Source organism: Agrobacterium vaccinii, from assembly GCF_021310995.1.
GTDB classification, from domain to species: Bacteria; Pseudomonadota; Alphaproteobacteria; order Rhizobiales; family Rhizobiaceae; genus Agrobacterium; species Agrobacterium vaccinii.
This window is the reverse complement of sequence record NZ_CP054150.1, coordinates 1,242,694-1,261,787: the sequence shown is the minus strand read 5'-3', so window position 1 is coordinate 1,261,787 and position 19,094 is coordinate 1,242,694. Positions and strand designations below refer to the sequence as shown.

Annotated in this window: 15 protein-coding genes and 1 tRNA gene; 6 read left to right on the top strand and 10 right to left on the bottom strand. The window is 56.6% G+C overall.

The genetic code is table 11. From position 1 onward, the window contains the following. Positions 1–37: 37 nt before the first annotated feature. Positions 38–1,255 carry a deoxyguanosinetriphosphate triphosphohydrolase gene (locus HRR99_RS06445; RefSeq protein WP_233123173.1) on the bottom strand — a complete coding sequence of 406 codons (1,218 nt, stop codon included), beginning with the start codon at positions 1,253–1,255 and terminating at the stop codon, positions 38–40. A gap of 176 nt (positions 1,256–1,431) precedes the next feature. Here HRR99_RS06445 and erpA point away from each other — a divergent pair, with 176 nt between their 5' ends. After that, complete coding sequence (gene erpA, locus HRR99_RS06440; RefSeq protein ID WP_233123172.1) at positions 1,432–1,761, top strand: iron-sulfur cluster insertion protein ErpA; 330 nt, start codon at positions 1,432–1,434, stop codon at positions 1,759–1,761. 96 nt (positions 1,762–1,857) lie between these two features. Then, positions 1,858–2,655 (top strand): exodeoxyribonuclease III, encoded by a 798-nt coding sequence (gene xth / locus HRR99_RS06435; protein WP_233123171.1) that lies wholly within the window; start codon positions 1,858–1,860, stop codon positions 2,653–2,655. A 430-nt stretch (positions 2,656–3,085) separates the two neighbouring features. On the opposite strand, the gene HRR99_RS06430 is transcribed toward xth, so the two are convergent. From HRR99_RS06430 to HRR99_RS06415, 4 genes are all read right to left on the bottom strand, one after another. Next, positions 3,086–3,859: an amino acid ABC transporter ATP-binding protein gene (locus HRR99_RS06430; RefSeq protein WP_062449574.1), complete on the bottom strand. Its 774-nt coding sequence runs from the start codon at positions 3,857–3,859 to the stop codon at positions 3,086–3,088. 10 nt (positions 3,860–3,869) lie between these two features. After that, complete coding sequence (locus HRR99_RS06425; RefSeq protein WP_422387296.1) at positions 3,870–5,027, bottom strand: amino acid ABC transporter permease; 1,158 nt, start codon at positions 5,025–5,027, stop codon at positions 3,870–3,872. 1 nt (position 5,028) lies between these two features. Next, positions 5,029–6,222: an amino acid ABC transporter permease gene (locus HRR99_RS06420; RefSeq protein ID WP_233123170.1), complete on the bottom strand. Its 1,194-nt coding sequence runs from the start codon at positions 6,220–6,222 to the stop codon at positions 5,029–5,031. Between the two features lie 155 nt (positions 6,223–6,377). Then, positions 6,378–7,400, bottom strand: coding sequence for an amino acid ABC transporter substrate-binding protein (locus tag HRR99_RS06415; protein WP_111839036.1), 1,023 nt, complete (start codon positions 7,398–7,400; stop codon positions 6,378–6,380). Positions 7,401–7,834: 434 nt separating this feature from the next. Between HRR99_RS06415 and HRR99_RS06410 the strand changes: the two genes are divergently transcribed. After that, a complete protein-coding gene (locus HRR99_RS06410) occupies positions 7,835–9,022 on the top strand; it encodes a cystathionine beta-lyase (RefSeq protein WP_233123169.1) in 1,188 nt (395 codons plus the stop codon). Between the two features lie 41 nt (positions 9,023–9,063). Here the strand turns inward: HRR99_RS06410 and HRR99_RS06405 are convergent, their stop codons facing one another. The 3 genes from HRR99_RS06405 to HRR99_RS06395 all read right to left on the bottom strand — a co-directional run bounded on the left by HRR99_RS06405 (position 9,064) and on the right by HRR99_RS06395 (position 10,365). After that, the gene (locus HRR99_RS06405; protein ID WP_338422840.1) at positions 9,064–9,594 is read right to left on the bottom strand and encodes a lipocalin family protein; all 531 of its coding nucleotides are present in this window, start codon (positions 9,592–9,594) and stop codon (positions 9,064–9,066) included. Between the two features lie 94 nt (positions 9,595–9,688). Further along, on the bottom strand, positions 9,689–10,132 hold the full coding sequence (locus tag HRR99_RS06400; RefSeq protein WP_233123168.1) for a VOC family protein: 444 nt from the start codon (positions 10,130–10,132) through the stop codon (positions 9,689–9,691). Positions 10,133–10,290: 158 nt separating this feature from the next. Beyond that, a tRNA-Glu gene (locus HRR99_RS06395) sits at positions 10,291–10,365 on the bottom strand. A 569-nt stretch (positions 10,366–10,934) separates the two neighbouring features. Here HRR99_RS06395 and HRR99_RS06390 point away from each other — a divergent pair. Both HRR99_RS06390 and gpt read left to right on the top strand, forming a co-directional pair. Beyond that, a complete protein-coding gene (locus HRR99_RS06390; RefSeq protein WP_233123167.1) occupies positions 10,935–11,792 on the top strand; it encodes a GGDEF domain-containing protein in 858 nt (285 codons plus the stop codon). Between the two features lie 131 nt (positions 11,793–11,923). Continuing rightward, positions 11,924–12,421 (top strand): xanthine phosphoribosyltransferase, encoded by a 498-nt coding sequence (gene gpt / locus HRR99_RS06385; protein WP_111839032.1) that lies wholly within the window; start codon positions 11,924–11,926, stop codon positions 12,419–12,421. Between the two features lie 215 nt (positions 12,422–12,636). Here the strand turns inward: gpt and HRR99_RS06380 are convergent, their stop codons facing one another. Further along, positions 12,637–13,221, bottom strand: coding sequence for a class I SAM-dependent methyltransferase (locus HRR99_RS06380; protein ID WP_233123166.1), 585 nt, complete (start codon positions 13,219–13,221; stop codon positions 12,637–12,639). A 183-nt stretch (positions 13,222–13,404) separates the two neighbouring features. Continuing rightward, a complete protein-coding gene (locus tag HRR99_RS06375) occupies positions 13,405–14,271 on the bottom strand; it encodes a hypothetical protein (RefSeq protein WP_233123165.1) in 867 nt (288 codons plus the stop codon). Between the two features lie 878 nt (positions 14,272–15,149). On the opposite strand from HRR99_RS06375, the gene HRR99_RS06370 reads away from it, so the two are divergent. Next, positions 15,150–18,950 (top strand): vitamin B12-dependent ribonucleotide reductase, encoded by a 3,801-nt coding sequence (locus HRR99_RS06370; RefSeq protein ID WP_233123164.1) that lies wholly within the window; start codon positions 15,150–15,152, stop codon positions 18,948–18,950. Positions 18,951–19,094: the final 144 nt, after the last annotated feature.

Here is a 19,094-nt window from a genome sequence, read left to right as displayed (position 1 = left end):
CCGGTTATCTTGAAACCGGGTCTGCGGTTGCCGCTGCCTATCGTAAATCGGGAGTGTGGTCAAACAGCCGCTGGTGGGCTTTCAGTGCATAACTGTCGGTCATACCGGCCAAATAATCCCCGACGTGCCGGGCTTTTGCGGGTACGCTCATGCCCGGAATGCTGTCCACCCAGTAGTGGCTTTGCATTTCGGCGGGGGTTTCCATGTAACGGTGAAAAAGGTCGGTCACAATCTGCGTCGCACCGGCTCTGATACGCATGATATCGGCATGACGATAAATGTGCGCAAACAGCAACTTCTTGATCTGCTTGTCCGTCTGCGCCATCTCCGGCGAGAAGGCGGCGACCGTGATGTCGGCATGGCGAATGTCGGCAGCCGATGTCGGCTTCAGCTTGGCCAGATTGTGCTGCGCGACGCCGATAACATCCTCCACCATGCGGGTGATCTGCCGACGCATGATTTCATGGGCAAAACGGTCGTCGTCCAGCTTGGGATATTTCGCCCGCACTTCCGCCATCAGGCCACTTAGAAACGGCACTTCCTCAAGCATATCGAACGTCAGATAGCCCGCGCGCAGACCATCATCGATGTCATGCGTGTTATAGGCGATATCATCGGCAATCGCCGCGACCTGCGCTTCGAGGCTGGCAAAGGTGCCGATTTCGAGGTCCTGTAGCTGGCAATATTCCAGAATGGGGAGCGGCACGGGGCCGTGGGTGCCCTGCCGGTCTTTGTCGAGCAGCGGCCCGTTGTGCTTGACGAGGCCCTCAAGCGTCTCCCATGTCAGGTTGATGCCGTCATATTCGGCGTAGCGCCGTTCCAGCTTGGTGACGATACGTAGAGACTGGGCGTTATGATCGAAGCCGCCATAGGGTGCCAGCATCGCATCCAGCGCATCCTCGCCGGTGTGACCGAAAGGCGTGTGGCCAAAATCGTGAACCAGCGCCACGCCTTCCGCCAGATCCTCATCCAGCTTCAACGCGCGTGCCAGCGCACGGGCAATCTGCGCCACCTCGACAGTGTGGGTCAGCCGGGTGCGGTAGTGGTCGCCATCAGGGCTGATGAACACCTGCGTCTTGTGTTTCAGGCGACGGAAGGCGGTGGTGTGAACGATGCGGTCCCGGTCTCGCTGAAAATCGGATCGCGTCAGGCTGGAGGCTTCTGGAAACAGACGGCCACGCGTCGTCCATGGATCGGTGGCATAGACCGCCCTCTCTCCGCTTCCGAAACCCAGTGCACGCTGATCGATTATCATTCCATATCCTGCTTTACGGCCATTGACCTTTTCCATTACCCTTCATACCTATCCTGAAGGTTGCCGCAAAGCGCGCTTGCCCGGCAACAAGGCTATAGACCGTTAATTTGACTGGTTTATAATCGTCTTTACACAAACATTGCTCTCCGGTTCTTGACCCCGGTTGGAGAAACGACATGACCACAGCCATTACACTTTCCGAATCCGCAGCAAAACGAATCGCTCAGATCGTCTCCGCCGAAGCTGGCAAACAGACCCTGCGCGTCTCCGTAGAGGGCGGCGGCTGCTCCGGCTTTTCCTACAAGTTCGACCTCGACGGCGCACCGACGGACGACGACCTCGTCATTTCCAGAGACGATGCCAAGGTGCTGATCGACAGCATGTCGGTGGTCTATATGGAAGGCTCGGAGATCGACTTCGTCGACAATCTGCTCGGCCAGTCCTTCCAGATCAAGAACCCCAACGCAGTCGCCAGCTGCGGCTGCGGCACCAGCTTCTCGGTCTGACGTTGCCCCCTTATTACGCCTGTTGAAACATTGAAAACGGGTGGCATTCGCCAGCACTTGGTTTAAAACGGTCTCCATCAAAACATGGAATGTCCGATGAAGATTGCCACCTGGAACATCAACGGCGTCAAGGCGCGCATCGAAAACCTGTGCCAGTGGCTGAAAGATTCGAGCCCGGACATCGCCTGCCTCCAGGAAATCAAATCCGTCGATGAGAACTTTCCCCGCCAGGACATAGAAGACCTCGGCTACCATGTGGAAACACATGGTCAAAAAGGCTTCAACGGCGTTGCCCTACTGTCGAAGATCAGACCCGACGAAGTCAATCGCGGTCTGCCGGGAGATGATGCCGACGAGCAGGCCCGCTTCATCGAAGGCGTATTTTCTGTCGAAGGCGGCGTCATCCGCGTCTGTTCGCTCTACCTTCCCAACGGCAACCCGCCCGACGATCCGGTCAAATACCCCTACAAGCTGGCATGGATGGAACGCCTGCGCCGCTTTGCCGAGAACCGCCTTCTGCTCGAAGAGCCATTGATTCTCGCTGGTGATTACAACGTCATTCCAGAGCCGTTCGATTGCTACGATCCGCGCGCTTGGGAAGGCGACGCGCTCTTCCTCCCGCAGACCCGCGCAGCGTTCCGCCGACTGGAAAATCTCGGCCTGACCGAAGCGACACGCGCCACGACCGATGCCGCAGGTCTCTACACCTTCTGGGATTATCAGGCGGGCGCCTGGCCCAAGAACAACGGCATCCGCATCGACCACCTCCTGCTATCATCGCAAGCCGCCGACCGCCTCCAGTCCGTCTCCATCGAAAAGCACGTCCGCGCCTGGGAAAAACCATCCGACCACGTGCCGGTATGTGGGTACTTTGATTATAATGCGGTTGGGTGAGTAAGAGGCGATGGTGCGGGCGACGTTGACCGCCCATTGACGCATCATCTGGTTATACCCGCTGCTGTCCACAGACGCGCTTCGGCTGGACCTTGCTAGCCAACTGCCGGTGACGGAAGCGAAAGAATGTCCTCTAATTTAAACCGTACGGCGCGCAGGGCCGTTTGCCTGCCACAGGCTCCGGCCCTCCATACGCCTCATTCTCTGTGGCATCACCGACTCAACGCTCCCCGAGCAGCCAAGCTTGGAGCGGTACGCCGACATCCAATCAGCCCGACGCACAAAGCAAAACACCACCGGCTGATACACTCAGCCGGTGGTGTTCTTATGTAGCGCAATCGACGCCGGGCCATCAGAAGCGAAATTCGCCTCAACCCCGGCACACCTGACAAAAGAGCGGCGCCATCAGCGCCACCCTTCGGCGAAATCCCTAGTGCAGGATTTGGCTCAGGAACAGGCGCGTGCGCTCGTGCTGCGGGTTGTCGAAGAATTCGGCTGGCGAGTTCTGTTCGACGATCTGTCCCTGGTCCATGAAGATGACGCGGTTGGCGACCTGGCGGGCGAAGCCCATTTCGTGAGTGACGCAGATCATGGTCATGCCGTCTTCGGCAAGACCCACCATGGTGTCGAGAACTTCCTTGACCATTTCGGGGTCGAGCGCCGAGGTCGGCTCATCGAACAGCATGATCTTCGGCTTCATGCACAGCGAGCGGGCAATCGCCACGCGCTGCTGCTGACCACCGGAAAGCTGGCCCGGATATTTGTTGGCCTGCTCGGGAATCTTGACGCGCTTGAGGTAGTGCATCGCGATCTCTTCGGCTTCCTTCTTGGGTGTCTTGCGAACCCAGATCGGTGCCAGCGTGCAGTTTTCCAGAATGGTCAGGTGCGGGAAGAGGTTGAAGTGCTGAAATACCATGCCGACTTCGCGGCGCACTTCATCGATCTTCTTCAGGTCGTTGGTCAGTTCGATACCATCCACCTCGATCTTGCCTGACTGGTGCTCTTCCAGACGGTTGATGCAACGGATCATGGTGGACTTGCCCGATCCCGAAGGACCGGCCACGACGATGCGCTCGCCCTTCATGACCTTGAGGTTGATGTCGCGCAGCACGTGAAAATCACCGTACCACTTGTTCATGCCGGTGATTTCGATTGCGACGTCGGTCGCCGAGACATCCAGCTTTTTGACTTGGGTTTCTGCCATTGTTTTCCCCTTATTTCTTATGTCCAGTGTCGAGATGCCGTTCCATGAACAGCGAATACCGCGACATGCCGAAGCAGAATATCCAGAATATGAAGCCGGCGAAAATATAGCCGGTCATAGGTGTGACAGGTGTCGACCAGTTAGCATCCGACTGGTTGAGATTGACGATACCCAGGAGGTCGAACATGCCAATGATATAGACCAGCGAGGTATCCTTGAACAGGCCGATGAAGGTGTTGACGATACCGGGAATGACGAGCTTCAGCGCCTGCGGCAGAACGATCAGACGTGTCTTCTGCCAGTAGTTGAGACCGAGCGAATCCGCACCCTCATATTGTCCCTTCGGAATGGCCTGCAAGCCGCCGCGAATGACTTCCGCCATATAGGCCGAGGCAAACAGTGCCACGCCCACAAGTGCGCGCAGGAACTTGTCGAAGGTCCAGCCATCGGGCAGGAACAGCGGCAGCATGATGCTGGCGAAGAACAGGATGGTGATCAGCGGAATGCCTCTGATCACCTCGATGAAGGTCGTGCACAGCATCTTGATGACCGGCATGTTCGAGCGACGGCCCAGTGCCAGCAGAATGCCGAACGGCAAGGAAACGACGATCCCGCAAAACGACAGGATCAGCGTGACCATCAATCCGCCCCACAACGGCGTTTCGACATGCGACAGACCGAAATGACCGCCAACCAGCAGGAAGAAGGCCACCACAGGCAGGACGATGAACACCAGTAGGGCGTTCAGGCCCTTGAACGGTGCCTTAGGAATGAGCATCGGGATCAGCAGCGCGACAAACGCTGCCAGGACCAGAAGCGGACGCCAGTATTCAGACGATGGATAGCGCCCGAACATGAACTGCGCGAACTTCGCATTGACGAAGGCCCAGCATGCGCCGGACTGCCCGTTCGGCAATGCGCCGCCCTGCTCCTGCGTCAGGCAGGCCGTGCGGTCGGTGCCCGTCCATGTCGCATGGATGAACAGCCACTGCACGAGCGGCGGGATGATGTAGACCAGGAATGCGATGGCCAGCACGGTTAAGACGATGTCTTTCGGCGTGGCGAACAGCTTGGTTCTCAGCCAGTGGGTTATACCCACCTGGCTGGAAGGAGCGGGCTCCGGCTGAACCATATTGGCGCGAACATAGGAGATTTGATGTGCTGTCATATTATCTCTCCACCAGCGCCATTTTCGCGTTGAACCAGTTCATGATCAGCGCGGTTGTCAGCGACAATGAAAGGTAGACCACAAGCCAGATGGCCACGACCTCGACGGCCTGCCCTGTCTGGTTGAGGATGGTACCGCCAACAGCCACGAGATCCGAGAAGCCGACGGCGACCGCCAGCGAGGAGTTCTTGGTCAGGTTGAGATACTGGCTCGTCAGCGGCGGGATGATGATGCGCATGGCCTGCGGCACGACGATGAGCCGCGTGATGTTATTGCCACGCAGACCGAGTGCACTTGCAGCTTCCGTCTGGCCCTTCGCAACGGCCTTGATACCACCGCGAACGATTTCGGCGATGAAGGACGCGGTGTAGAAGGACAGCGACAGATAGAGCGACAGGAATTCAGGCGCAATGACCGATCCGCCGCTGAGGTTGAAGCGTCCGGCAACCGGATAATCGAAGGTCAGCGGTGCGCCCATCGCCAGAAACGCCAGAACCGGCAGGCCGATGATGATGGCGGTGCCGACGATGCCGGTGCGGAATGGTTGACCCGTCTTCATCTGGCGGGCCTTGGCCCAGCGGTAGACGAAATAGGTGATGACGACGCCGACGAGAAAGGCCACCGGAATGAGCCAGGAGCCCTCACCCCAGACCTGCTTCGGATAGAAGAAGCCGCGGTTGTTGAGAACGGTGCCGAGAGGCAGCTGAAGCGAATCGCGCGCCTGCGGCAGGATGGTGATGACACCTTTGTACCAGAAGAAAATAACCAGCAACGGCGGGATGTTGCGGAAGATTTCGACATAGGCCTGCGCCAGCTTGGAAATCAACCAGTTGTTGGACAGCCGCGCAATACCGACGATAAAGCCGATGATGGACGCGGTTATGATGCCGAGAAACGCCACCTGAAGCGTGTTCAGAATACCGACGACCAATGCCCGACCGAAGGTGCTGTCGTTGCTGTAGGCAATCAGCGACTGGCCAATATCGAAGCCCGCTCTGCCATTGAGAAAGCCGAAGCCGGACGAAATATTGGCGCGCTGGAGATTGTGAACGGTGTTGGATGCAATCATCCAAACGAACAGCACGAGAAGAATGACTGTAACGACTTGATAAAAAATCGACCGCGCCTGCGGGTCGTAAATAATGGATGTCGCGCTTTTTGAGCTGGACTCCGGGTGGAGCGCTTTGCCTGCCATCGGCACCTTTCCCTCTGTGTGCTCTTTGCGAGCTTCTTTTAACTTATCGCATCGGCATCATGATGCCCGAGCGTCGTTTTCGAGCTTCGGGCAGAAGCCAGTCGGGAGGCAGAGCGTTCGCCCCGCCTCCCGCTTAGAGATGCCGTTATTCGCTATTAGCGAACTGGCGGAGCGTACTGAAGGCCGCCCTTGTTCCACAACGCGTTCAGGCCGCGCTCGATCTTCAGCGGAGAACCGGCACCAACGTTGCGGTCGAAGACTTCGCCGTAGTTACCGACCTGCTTGACGATGTTGTAGGCCCATTCGTTGGTCAGGCCGAGGTCTGTGCCGATCTTCGTGCCTTCTTCAGTGCCCAGAAGGCGCTTGATGTCAGGGTTGGCGGCAGACTTCTGCTCGTCCACGTTCTTCGATGTGATACCGAGTTCTTCGGCATTGATCATCGCGTAGTGAGCCCAGCTGACAACGTCGAACCACTGGTCGTCGCCCTGGCGAACGGCAGGTCCGAGCGGCTCCTTGGAGATGATTTCAGGCAGAACGATATTTTCGTCCGGTGTCTTCATCTTCAGACGGATCGCGTACAGGCCGGACTGGTCGGTGGTGTAAACGTCGCAACGGCCGCTATCGTAAGCGGAGGTGGCGTCGGATTCCTTTTCGAACACGACCGGGTTGTACTGAAGGTTGTTGGTCTTGAAGTAGTCGGCAAGGTTGAGTTCGGTGGTCGTGCCCTGCTGAACGCAAACGGCAGCGCCCGACAGCTCGAGAGCCGACTTGACGTTGAGAGCCTTCTTCACGACGAAGCCCTGACCGTCATAGTAGTTGACGGTGCGGAAGTTGAAGCCGAGCGACGAGTCGCGGCTGACTGTCCATGTCGTGTTACGCGTCAGAACGTCGATTTCGCCAGACTGGAGAGCCGGGAAACGGTCCTTGGACGTCAGTGGTACGAACTTTGCCTTGGTTGCATCGCCAAAAACCGCAGACGCGATCGCGCGGCAATAGTCAACGTCGATACCCGACCATTCACCCTTGTCATCAGGGTTGGAGAAGCCTGGAATACCGGAGCTTACGCCGCAGGTTACGAAGCCCTTGGACTTTACGTCTGCAAGCGTTGCGGCAGATGCAGCCGATGCAGCTCCGAAAACTGCTGCGCCAATGGCGGCTGACAGAAGTGCCTTTTTCATTTTTTCCCAACCTTTGTTTCTTATTTGTCATCTGAAGAAAGCCGCATATCTCATGGTACGCGATCTGCTCCCCGCCTCACCTCCCGGTGCGCGCATCTATCACAATCGCAATTGCCGTCACGGTCAAGCCTCACCCCAAAGAATTGTGTCCAAAAAACGGATTTTTTCAAAAAGTGTCCCTTTTGTGGGCAAATGTCTAATAAATACGCTAAAACTGATTAAAAACTGCTCAAGCTGTCTGGCAGGTAGACCAAATTTTTCTCCATCATGATCGTCTTCCGTGCAATGCGCGATCATTCAGAGCTCAACGAACCTCTCATTCGTCACACGGTAGACGATTCCCACACCATTACCTGTTTCGATAACGAAGTCTTGACCGCAGCAGCCTTTGCGTCCCATTTTGCTGCCTTCGATCACGTGAGAGACATTTCAGCATGACACCTAAGGACGGGCTTCCCAAGACCGCCGGCATCAATACCCGGCTGACCCATCTGGGCAATCACCCCGGCAGCTACCACGGCTTCGTCAATCCCCCCATTGCCCGCGGCTCCACTGTGCTGTTTCCCAATGCGCAGACGCTGGTCAGCGAGGACCAGAAATACACCTATGGCACCCACGGCACACCGACGACGGATGCGCTGTGCGAGATGGTCAACAGCCTCGAAGGTTCGGCTGGCACCATCCTTCTGCCCTCCGGTCTTGCCGCCGTTACCGTGCCGTTCCTGGCCTATCTCTCGGCAGGCGACCATGCGCTCATCGTCGACTCCGTCTATTACCCAAGCCGCCGCTTCTGCAACACGATGCTGAAGCAGTTCGGTGTCGAGGTGGAATATTACGACCCGGCCATCGGTGCAGGAATAGAGGCGCTTTTCCGTCCCAACACGCGGCTTTTGCATCTGGAGGCCCCCGGCTCCAACACGTTCGAAATGCAGGACGTGGCACTGATGTCCGAGATCGCCCATCGGCATGACTGCGTCGTCACCATGGACAACACCTGGGCGACCCCGCTCTATTTCAAGCCGCTGGACCACGGCGTCGATGTCTCCATCCACGCAGCGACGAAATATCCGGCAGGCCATTCCGATGTGCTAATGGGCTTTGTCTCAGCCAATGAAAAGCACTGGCAAAAGCTTGATCACGCCAACCGCGACCTTGGCCTCTGCGTCACCTCCGACGATGCCTATCAGGTTTTGCGCGGCATGCGCACCATGGGTGTGCGGCTGGAACATCACCAGAAAAGCGCGCTCGAGATCGCCCAATGGCTGGAGGCCCGCGACGATGTCGCGCAAGTGCTGCACCCTGCCCTCCCCAGCTTCCCGTCCCACGATCTTTGGAAGCGCGACTTCAAGGGTTCCAGCGGCGTCTTTTCCTTCTTGCTGAAGTCGGATGCCGAACGCTTCAAGGAAACGTCGCACGCGTTCCTAGACGCTCTCTCGATCTTCGGCCTTGGCTTTTCCTGGGGCGGTTACGAGTCGCTTGCCGTTCCGGTTTCGCTGCGCGACCGCACTGTGGCGAAAGGCCCGACGGAAGGCCCCGTCATTCGCCTGCAAATCGGCCTGGAAGACGTGGCGGATATCAAGCGCGATCTCGAGGCAGGCTTCGCCGCCGCCGCAGTAGTCTGATAAGAAAAGGGCGACTCTGATGTCACAGGGCCGCCCTTATATCAGAACTTCGGAAATTCCAGCTTGGCTGTATCGTAACCCAGTTCACTGGCCTTCTTGACCATCCGCGCCAGTTGCGGCTTGGACGGCACTTTGCGCGCGTAAATCCATAGTTTTTCCATCTTCGGATCGGCGCTGATGAACCAGCTGCGGTCGGGAGACTGGTAGAGCACCCAGTAATCCCAGGTGATGAACAGCGGATAGCGCACCCTCAACTTGGCCTTGGTCGTCCGGGCGTCGGTCAGCGTGCCCACGCCTTCAATCGTCTTCAGCTCGCCCTGCGGCGTTCCCTCGCGACAACCATCCTGAACCTTCACCTGGTTTGGCGCGTCGCCTTTCGAGTAGACCGTAAAGCCGGCCACGCAACCATCCGTCAGACGCATCGGCGTGCGACCGATTTCCAGCCATTTGCCCTGATAGTGCGACATTTGCGTTTGCACCACGGGTGCCTCCGCCTTGGCTTCTTCGATAAGGCAGGCACTCAGCCCGCAAAACGCCAGCGTGGCTGCAAGCGGGCGAAGGAAACTGGTCATGGTTAATGCTCCGTTAATTCTGTTTTCAGAACAACGCCATTCCAGCTTCCCGGTTGCATGGCCTGGTATCATGAAACCGTGTTCGGCGGCGGGCTTAGCCCGTCACAGATCGACCGTCGGGATATTCTGCCGGTCCCTTGATTTCCAGCATGTTGCCGAAGGGGTCGTATATATAGAAGGAGTGCCCCATTCCCCGCGCCCCGCCATGCAACGCCTCGCGGTGGATTTCCACGCCGTGGCGTTCCAGATGCGCCCGCAACGCGTCATGCTCGAAGGGCCCGGTCGCGATGCAGATATGGTCCACATTTCGTCCCCCCGCCACCGGCGGCGCCGCCTTGTGCCCACCCGGATGGGTGATATCCCACAAAACGATCAGCGAAGCACCGCACCACACCTGCTCCATGCCCAACGCCGGATAGGTATAACCGGGTCGGCAGCCCATCACATCATGATAGAACCGCAACGCCTTCTCCATATCGTCCACCAACAGAACGACGTGATCTATCCCGACAAGTGAAAATGGTACGCTAGATGTCACTGATATCTCCTCCCGAGGCTTACAGAGGCCAGCTTCATCGATCCACGCAAACAATCAACCCGCAAAGTTGGGGGTCAATATCCTGGAGACATTATGTGGCGAGCACGAGATATCGCGATGTCTGGATTATGATTTAATACGGGGGGAAAACACTCAAGTGGTACGCCCTAGGGGAGTCGAACCCCTCTTTTCAGAATGAAAATCTGACGTCCTAACCGATAGACGAAGGGCGCGTACACTTGTAGTGTGGCGCCCTTATAGTCAGAGGTTTTCGATACCGCAAGCGAGAAAATGCGCCTTTTGACAAAAAAATGACGGACCAGCCCAAAGCACCTGTAAAACAAGGATTCCCTATTCAAAACAGAGGGTTATTTTGCCTGTGGAAACTGCTGGCGGTGCGTGGATGGGGCACAGATACGTTGCGAGGCAACGAATCTGGCGAAACAGTCTTGGGCATGGTGGATATGCAAGCACGGCCCCCGTTGTCGTCATGAGAAGGAATTTCGAGCACTCGCCCCAGTAGCAAACCACAGAAAAACCCTGCATGCGGCCCGATTTGATATCTGGAATTGAAAATACCGGACCAAAACACTGAAAATTACTGGCATGGTCACGGAATTGCTGTTTTTCCCGGGAGATTTTATCTCATACTAAAATAATGCCCTACAGCGCGCTCAAAAATTGTGGCTGGGCTGGCGAAAATTGTGATGTTGCCATTTGCGGCCAACCAGCGGCAAGGATGGGACAGACTGTGAGAAAGACCGGAGAAGGTTATAGAATGCCGAATGAAAGAAGACCCGTCATGCCGAATTTTCGGCGGTCCCTGATCGCGAAGATTTTCCTCGTCTCCTTTCTCAGCGTGCATGTCCCTCTGATCGCTCTGATCGTTTTTCTGCTGTTCGGCTTCGATACCGGGCCGGTGCCGGTGTTCACCCTTATCCTCGTGGCCACGCTCCTCGGCACCGCCGCGTGCCTTTATTCCATCTGGCACTTCATTCGCCCGCTGCATCACCTGGCCGGAGCGCTGCAACGCTATCCGCGGGACAAGAGCGTGCTAAAGCTTCAATCGACCGGCAATGACGAGATCGCCATCGTCACGGATGCCACCAAGTCGATGCTGTCGCAGGTCGAAGAACTGGCAAAACAGCTGAAGCATCAGGCCACCACAGACTTCCTGACCGGACTTGCCAACCGTCGTCGGCTGAGCGAGCAGGTGCCTGCCATGCAGTCCCAAGCGGAGCGCGCCGGAGAACCCATCTCGATCGTTCTGTTCGACCTCGATAATTTCAAGCTGATCAATGACGATTACGGCCATGATGTCGGTGACAACGTCCTGATGATCGTCGGCGAGATCGTGAAAGATTCCCTGCGGCCTTATGATCTGGCGGCCCGTATCGGCGGCGAGGAATTCTGCATCGTCCTGCCACGCACCTCGGGCGAAGATGCCCTCACCATTGCCGAACGTCTGCGCGCCGCCTTCGAGGCAAGCTACCTCGATCCCCTGCCCAAGGGTCGCATAACCTGCAGCTTCGGCGTGGTACAGGCGGGCCAAGGCGAGCGTTTGCAACAATTGCTGCGCCGTGCCGATACCGCGCTCTACCGCGCCAAGGATGCAGGCCGCAACCGGGTCATCGGCTCGTTTCTTGGTAGCAATGGCTGATCAGGCGCCGGGGTCTTGAGGCCCCTGCCCCAGAAACCGCAGGAAGAATGGCGTGATTTGCTTGCGTTCCACGCTTTCTTCCCGCTATTAGCCAAAGCCATCAACAATTTTGACCAGATGGTAGACACCTCATGTCCCTTCCCGATAAAGCCTTTCCCGTCTCCTGGGATCAATTCCACCGTGATGCCCGCGCGCTTGCATGGCGTCTGGCCGGCCTGAACCAGGAGTTCAAGGCCATCGTCTGCATTACCCGCGGCGGCCTCGTTCCGGCAGCCATCATCTCGCGCGAACTCAACATCCGCCTCATCGACACCGTCTGCATCGCCACGCGCCATGACTACGTCAATCAGGGCGATACGCTGCTGCTCAAAGGCATCTCGCCGGAACTGATGGAAAGACAGGGCGAAGGCATCCTCGTCGTGGACGACCTGACCGATACCGGCAAGACGGCGCTCGAAGTGCGTGAAATGCTGCCAAAAGCCCATTTTGCCTGCGTCTACGCCAAGCCCACCGGCGTCCCCACCATCGATACCTTCATCACCGAAGTCAGCCAGGACACATGGATCTACTTCCCCTGGGACCTCGGCTTCACCTATCAAGAACCCATCGCCAAGGGCGCACCGGGCTGAGGTTGCGGACGCTTTATGGATTTGAAAGGGCTGCCTGATTGTGGCCCTTAACTCGAATTAGATTCTAGCGTTAAATCCATCTCGCTGTAGATGTGTTTGAGACGCATTATACGCACTCATATGTCGCGAACCTTTGAAATCTACGACGTCGAGAAACTGTAGATTTGATTGGGGTTGCGTCGAGGTGAAAGTCCGCTTTTGGCCCGAAGCGGACTTCATTTCATCGCTGTGATAGCGAGCCAATCAGTCGGCTTGCGGTCATATGCGCTGCCTGTCCAAGCCTCGGCTTCAATCTTCCGCCAAGATGCTGATACTTGCCAAAGCGATATCAACTGATCTTGCTGAAAATAGTTGTAATAGCGGCCCAGCGCATCTGAACCCTCTTTAGCACCAGCCTTGAAACTAGCCCAAACCACAGCACTCTCAGTCATCGCACGGTGAATTCTGCTGATTACCTCACCAAGTTCGTGTCGAGGTACATGTGTCAGAGAAGCGCAGGCGTAAACCCCGTCATAAATACCATTGGCATCCAGCTCGTTAAACAACATCGTTTTGACAGGCTGTCCGATGCGAAGTGAAGCGATGGCCGCAAGTTCCGATGATCCGTCTGTGGCATCGAGCTTGAAGCCATTCTCAATGATAGCTGCAGCATCGACGCCACCACCAGTACCTAATTCGAGCACCCTACCATTCGGTTTGCACTGGTTGAGAAAGGTGAACAATCTCGGATTGGGCGCACTTTTGTCGGCCGTATATTCCTCCGAGTTTGCCTCGTAAAAGTTTAGGGTCGTATCGTTCATGACCGTTCGTCCTCCCAATCTACGACCGACATAATTGCGGCAAATGTAAAATACGTGCAATGGCCGCTGTTGGCGCAAAGCAGCCGCTACTACGTGACGGCTCTTGGCCCGTTGCGGACGTCGGCCGTCGCAAAAATTGGCCGCGAAACTCTGAGTTTTGCGACAAAGCATGTGAACGGACGGCTAGCGCCAGAATTGCCACCATGGCTTCGAAGCGTTGGAGGAGCTTGCGGCGTTGAATTTTACTGTGATGTCCCGCCAGACAAAATCTTGCGGTTTTGGTTTGTCATCGGCGAAAGCGCGCAAGATCACCTTTACATTGTCATTCGAAAGTCGCTCGTTCGCTTCTACCAAGAAATACGTCCCATTTCCGGGGATTGAAATATTTGTTTCAGCATCATGATCCGGGAGCCCTGCAACCCAGTGCCGGAAACTCCCGTTCGAATACTCTCGCCATTCGACGGCACAAAACTCATTCCCTCCCCCTACTTGAGCGTAATCTCCACCGCTGTCTTTGCTAAGAAGAAGAAAGCCTGTTCCACGGTTAGGCTGAAGCCAATCGACGGCAGCCTCAATCAAGGCTAGGGATGGTGCCTTGAAAGCCTGTTGACCTTCCAGGCTTAATGTAAAGTCGAGAATCCCCGTTATATCTGACGTGTGCTCCGTTGGCGGAAACCAGATTTCGCCATCTTCGGCGCTAACGTTGAAAAAGCCAACCCCGTGCTTAACAGCCATTGCTCGGACAACTGCATATGCAGTTTCTGCCTCTGACCATCGAAAGCTGGCGTAGATCACTGATCTGCCTATGGAATATTCAGTCACGTTGGGATTGTCGTCGTCATCTGCAAATTCGTAGGCGTCAGGACCATTCAAGTTCGGGAAGCTCAGGCGCACGTCCTCGTACCATGCCGACAGATTTGTTGTTGTTGCGGATGGGTCATCGTAAGAATGCCCTTCTGACCACTGTGTTTGCACATGATACCAATCGAGAAACGCCTCTTTATCTTTTGGCGCATCTTTTGATTCGAAAACCATCAAGTCATAACTCATGAAGTGGTACCTACCCAAATCTGATCGTGTATTGTAAAATAACCGATGAGAGCGACACTTGTTTTCCTGAGTTCTGCTCCGTCGCAGAATACGCAGTGTAGCGATAACGTGCAATGACCGCAAATGGCGCAAAGCGGACGCGCTGTCGCGAATTTTCCTAGTCTTCGCGAAAAATGAGAACCCCCACGACCGATATTTGCAACGGAAAGCATGCCATATTTCAGGTCTAAGCCCGGCCCGCGAACGGCCCTTTTAGGTTTGTAAAGGCCTATCTGCTGATGCACCGCCAATTGTGGAAATCAGGTTCTGTTGCTTGTACACCACACCGAAAAAAACGAAAAAAACGCGATAAATCTGCCATCCGTAACGTAAGGTAGTCGGCATCGAACTTTCTAAAATTCATCCAAGTGCCTGAATTTTATAGGGGCTTTTTCTTTCCCCGTTTTCCACAGCCGCCCCACACAATATCTTGTGGTTAACAAACGCTTGCAAACTAGGCCTTGACGGAATCACCACATATCCGCAAGGTAATGCTCATGTTGCGGCGGCAACGGAATCAGGTGTTCCACCTTCGGTTCTCATCAGTTTCAGTTCACGCGTTTGTCTTGCGTTCCGGCCATGAGGGGGTGGAGCGCAATCGGCTGTCTGTGAGCTGGCTTTACTGCCAAAACAAAATGCGGGATATATGGCGACAACAAACTGTTAATACTATATATAGTATGCTTGCAGCCGAAATCACCACGAGATAGAGGAAGCGTCATCCAACGGATGATGGTTTCACCGGCAACACCACAGACCGGCGGCGCGCGATAACGTGCGACGCTGGAGCGATTTTTTGCGCCCTGCCCATAGGCGCCCAAGGACGAGGAACAAAGACAATGCGCATCGAACGCCGCTTCACGAAGCCCGGCCAGTCTGCCTATGCGGAAATCGAATTCCGCAAGGCCGTGAGCGAGATCAAGAACCCGGATGGCTCCATCGTTTTCCGGCTGGCGGACATCGATGTTCCCGCGCAGTTTTCCCAAGTCGCGACAGACGTTCTGGCGCAGAAATATTTCCGCAAGGCAGGCGTTCCTGCCCGCTTGAAGAAGGTCGAGGAAAACGACGTTCCTTCCTTCCTCTGGCGTTCCGTTGCCGATGAAAAGGCGATGAAGGACATTCCCGAAGACGAGCGTTACGGTTCTGAAATCGATGCGCGTCAGGTTTTCGACCGTCTGGCCGGTACATGGGCTTACTGGGGCTGGAAGGGCAAATATTTCTCGACCGAAGAAGATGCGTCCGCCTTCAAGGATGAGCTTGCCTACATGCTGGCCACCCAGCGCGTAGCACCGAACTCTCCACAGTGGTTCAACACCGGCCTGCACTGGGCCTATGGCATCGATGGTCCCGGCCAGGGCCACTTCTATGTCGACCCCTTCACCGGCAAGCTGACCAAGTCCAAGTCGTCTTACGAACACCCGCAGCCACATGCCTGCTTCATCCAGTCCGTCGCCGACGATCTGGTCAATGAAGGCGGCATCATGGACCTGTGGGTGCGTGAAGCACGCCTGTTCAAATACGGCTCCGGCACCGGCTCCAACTTCTCCTATCTGCGCGGCGAAGGCGAAAAGCTGTCGGGCGGCGGACGCTCAAGCGGCCTCATGAGCTTCCTCAAGATCGGTGACCGCGCAGCTGGCGCCATCAAGTCCGGCGGCACCACCCGCCGTGCGGCCAAGATGGTCGTCGTCGATGCCGATCACCCCGATATCGAAGCCTACATCGACTGGAAGGTAAACGAAGAGCAGAAGGTTGCCGCTCTTGTGACCGGTTCCAAGATCGTCGCCAAGCACTTGAAGGCCATCATGAAGGCCTGCGTCAATTGCGAGGCCGATAACGGCGATTGCTTCGACCCTGCCAAGAACCCGGCCCTGAAGCGCGAAATCCGCGCTGCCAAGAAGGACATGGTTCCTGAAAACTACGTCAAGCGCGTCATCCAGTTCGCCCAGCAGGGCTACAAGGACATCGAGTTCAAGACCTACGACACCGATTGGGATTCGGAAGCCTACCTCACGGTGTCTGGCCAGAACTCCAACAACTCGGTCTCGCTGAAGGACGATTTCCTGCGCGCCGTGGAAGACAATGGCGACTGGAACCTCACCGCCCGCAAGGACGGCAAGGTCATGAAGACGCTGAAAGCCCGCGATCTCTGGGAAAAGATTTCCCACGCCGCATGGGCATCGGCTGACCCCGGCCTGCACTTCAACACCACCATGAACGACTGGCATACATCGCCAGCCGCAGGTCCCATCCGCGCATCCAACCCTTGCTCGGAATATATGTTCCTGGATGACACGGCCTGCAACCTTGCCTCGCTGAACCTGCTTCAGTTCAAGGACGCCACGACCAAGAACATCGACATTGCCGATTACGAACACGCCGTTCGTCTGTGGACTGTCGTTCTCGAAGTCTCCGTCATGATGGCGCAGTTCCCGTCCAAGGAAATTGCCGAACGCTCCTACGAATACCGCACACTCGGCCTCGGCTACGCCAACATCGGCGGCCTGCTGATGTCCTCCGGCATTCCTTACGACAGCGATGAAGGCCGTGCAATTGCCGGTGCCTTGACCGCCATCATGACCGGCGTTTCCTACGCAACATCGGCTGAAATGGCTGGTGAACTCGGCCCCTTCCCGGGCTTTGCGCCCAACCGCGACAACATGCTGCGCGTCATCCGCAATCACCGCCGCGCCGCTCAAGGGTTGGCCTATGGCTATGAAGGCCTGTCGGTCAATCCTGTGCCGCTCATCCACACCGATTGCACAGACCCCGACCTCATCACCCACGCCGTTGCCGCATGGGACAAGGCTCTGGAGCTTGGCGAAATCAACGGCTACCGCAACGCCCAGACCACCGTTATTGCGCCAACAGGCACGATCGGTCTCGTCATGGATTGCGACACGACGGGTATCGAGCCTGACTTTGCTCTGGTGAAGTTCAAAAAGCTCGCCGGTGGCGGTTACTTCAAGATCATCAACCGCGCAGTTCCGGAATCCCTGCGTTCGCTCGGTTATTCGGAAAGCCAGCTCGCCGAAATCGAAGCCTACGCCATCGGCCACAGCAATCTCAACCAGGCGCCTGCCATCAACCCATCGACGCTGCGCGCCAAGGGCTTTACCGATGAGAAGATCGAAGCCGTCAACGGTGCGCTGAAAGCCGCCTTCGACATCAAGTTCGTCTTCAACCAGTGGACTTTAGGCGCCGACTTCCTCAAGGAAACCCTGAAGGTTTCCGATGAGCAGCTCGCCGACATGAGCTTCAACCTGCTCGAACATCTCGGCTTTGCCAAGAAGGACATCGAAGCGGCCAACGTGCATGTTTGCGGCGCGATGACGCTGGAAGGCGCACCGTTCCTGAAGGACGAGCATCTGCCCGTCTTCGATTGCGCCAACCCTTGCGGCAAGATCGGCAAGCGTTACCTCTCGGTCGAATCCCACATCCGCATGATGGCGGCAGCGCAGCCCTTCATCTCGGGTGCGATTTCCAAGACCATCAACATGCCCAACGATGCAACGGTTGAAGATTGCGGCGCAGCCTACATGCTGTCCTGGAAGCTGGCGCTGAAGGCCAACGCTCTCTACCGCGATGGCTCCAAGCTGTCCCAGCCGCTCAACGCCTCACTGGTCGAAGACGACAATGATGAGGACGCGCTGGAAGATCTGATCGCCCAGCCACAGGCAGCCCAGGCCGTCACCATCACCGAAAAGATCATCGAGCGTGTTGTCGAACGTGTCAGCCGCGAGCGCGAAAAACTGCCGAACCGCCGTCAGGGTTACACCCAGAAGGCAGCCGTGGGTGGACACAAGGTCTATCTGCGCACCGGCGAATTCGGTGACGGTCGCATCGGCGAAATCTTCATTGACATGCACAAGGAAGGCGCCGCTTTCCGTGCGATGATGAACAACTTCGCCATCGCCATCTCGCTCGGCCTGCAATATGGCGTGCCCCTGGAAGAATATGTGGAGGCCTTCACCTTCACCAAGTTCGAGCCAGCCGGCATGGTCATCGGCAACGATGCGATCAAGAACGCAACCTCGATCCTCGACTACGTCTTCCGCGAACTCGCCGTCTCCTACCTCGGCCGTCACGATCTGGCCCATGTGGATACGTCCGACTTCTCGCAGACGGCACTCGGCAAGGGCATCGAAGAAGGCAAGACCAACCTCGTCTCCACCGGCTGGACCCGCGGTTACAAGCCAACGCTCGTCTCCAACACCCCCGAGCGCGCCTCCTCCGAGCCCAAGGGTTCGGCCACGGCAGCCCCAGCGCGTGCGTCAGGCACAGTCACTCAGATCTCCGGCAACACGGTCCGTAAACTCGAACCTACCGTCGCCATCTCCACCTCCGAAGTCGTCGCCTTCAAACGTGACTACGAAGAACGCGCCAAGGAATCGGTAGAGATCGAAGAAGGCCTCGCCACCGAATCCGAACAGGCCGCAACCGCCCTCTTCTCCGACAAGGCAGCCGCCGACGCCGCATCTGCCAAGACGGAAGCCAAAAAGAAGGAAGCCGAACGCCGCATCCGCTCTATTGCCCAGGGGTATACGGGCAACATGTGCTCCGAGTGCCAGAACTTCACGATGGTCCGGAATGGGACTTGCGAGAAGTGCGATACGTGTGGTGCGACGAGCGGTTGCAGCTGATTTGAAATAATAAATAAAGCATAAAGCCCGGAAACACTCCGGGCTTTATGATTCAAGCTACTTGGCAAACCGTGAAGTACTTCAACCGCCAGTACGCAGCAAAAATTACAATGTCCGGAGAACGGGATAGCCTGTAAATAAGCT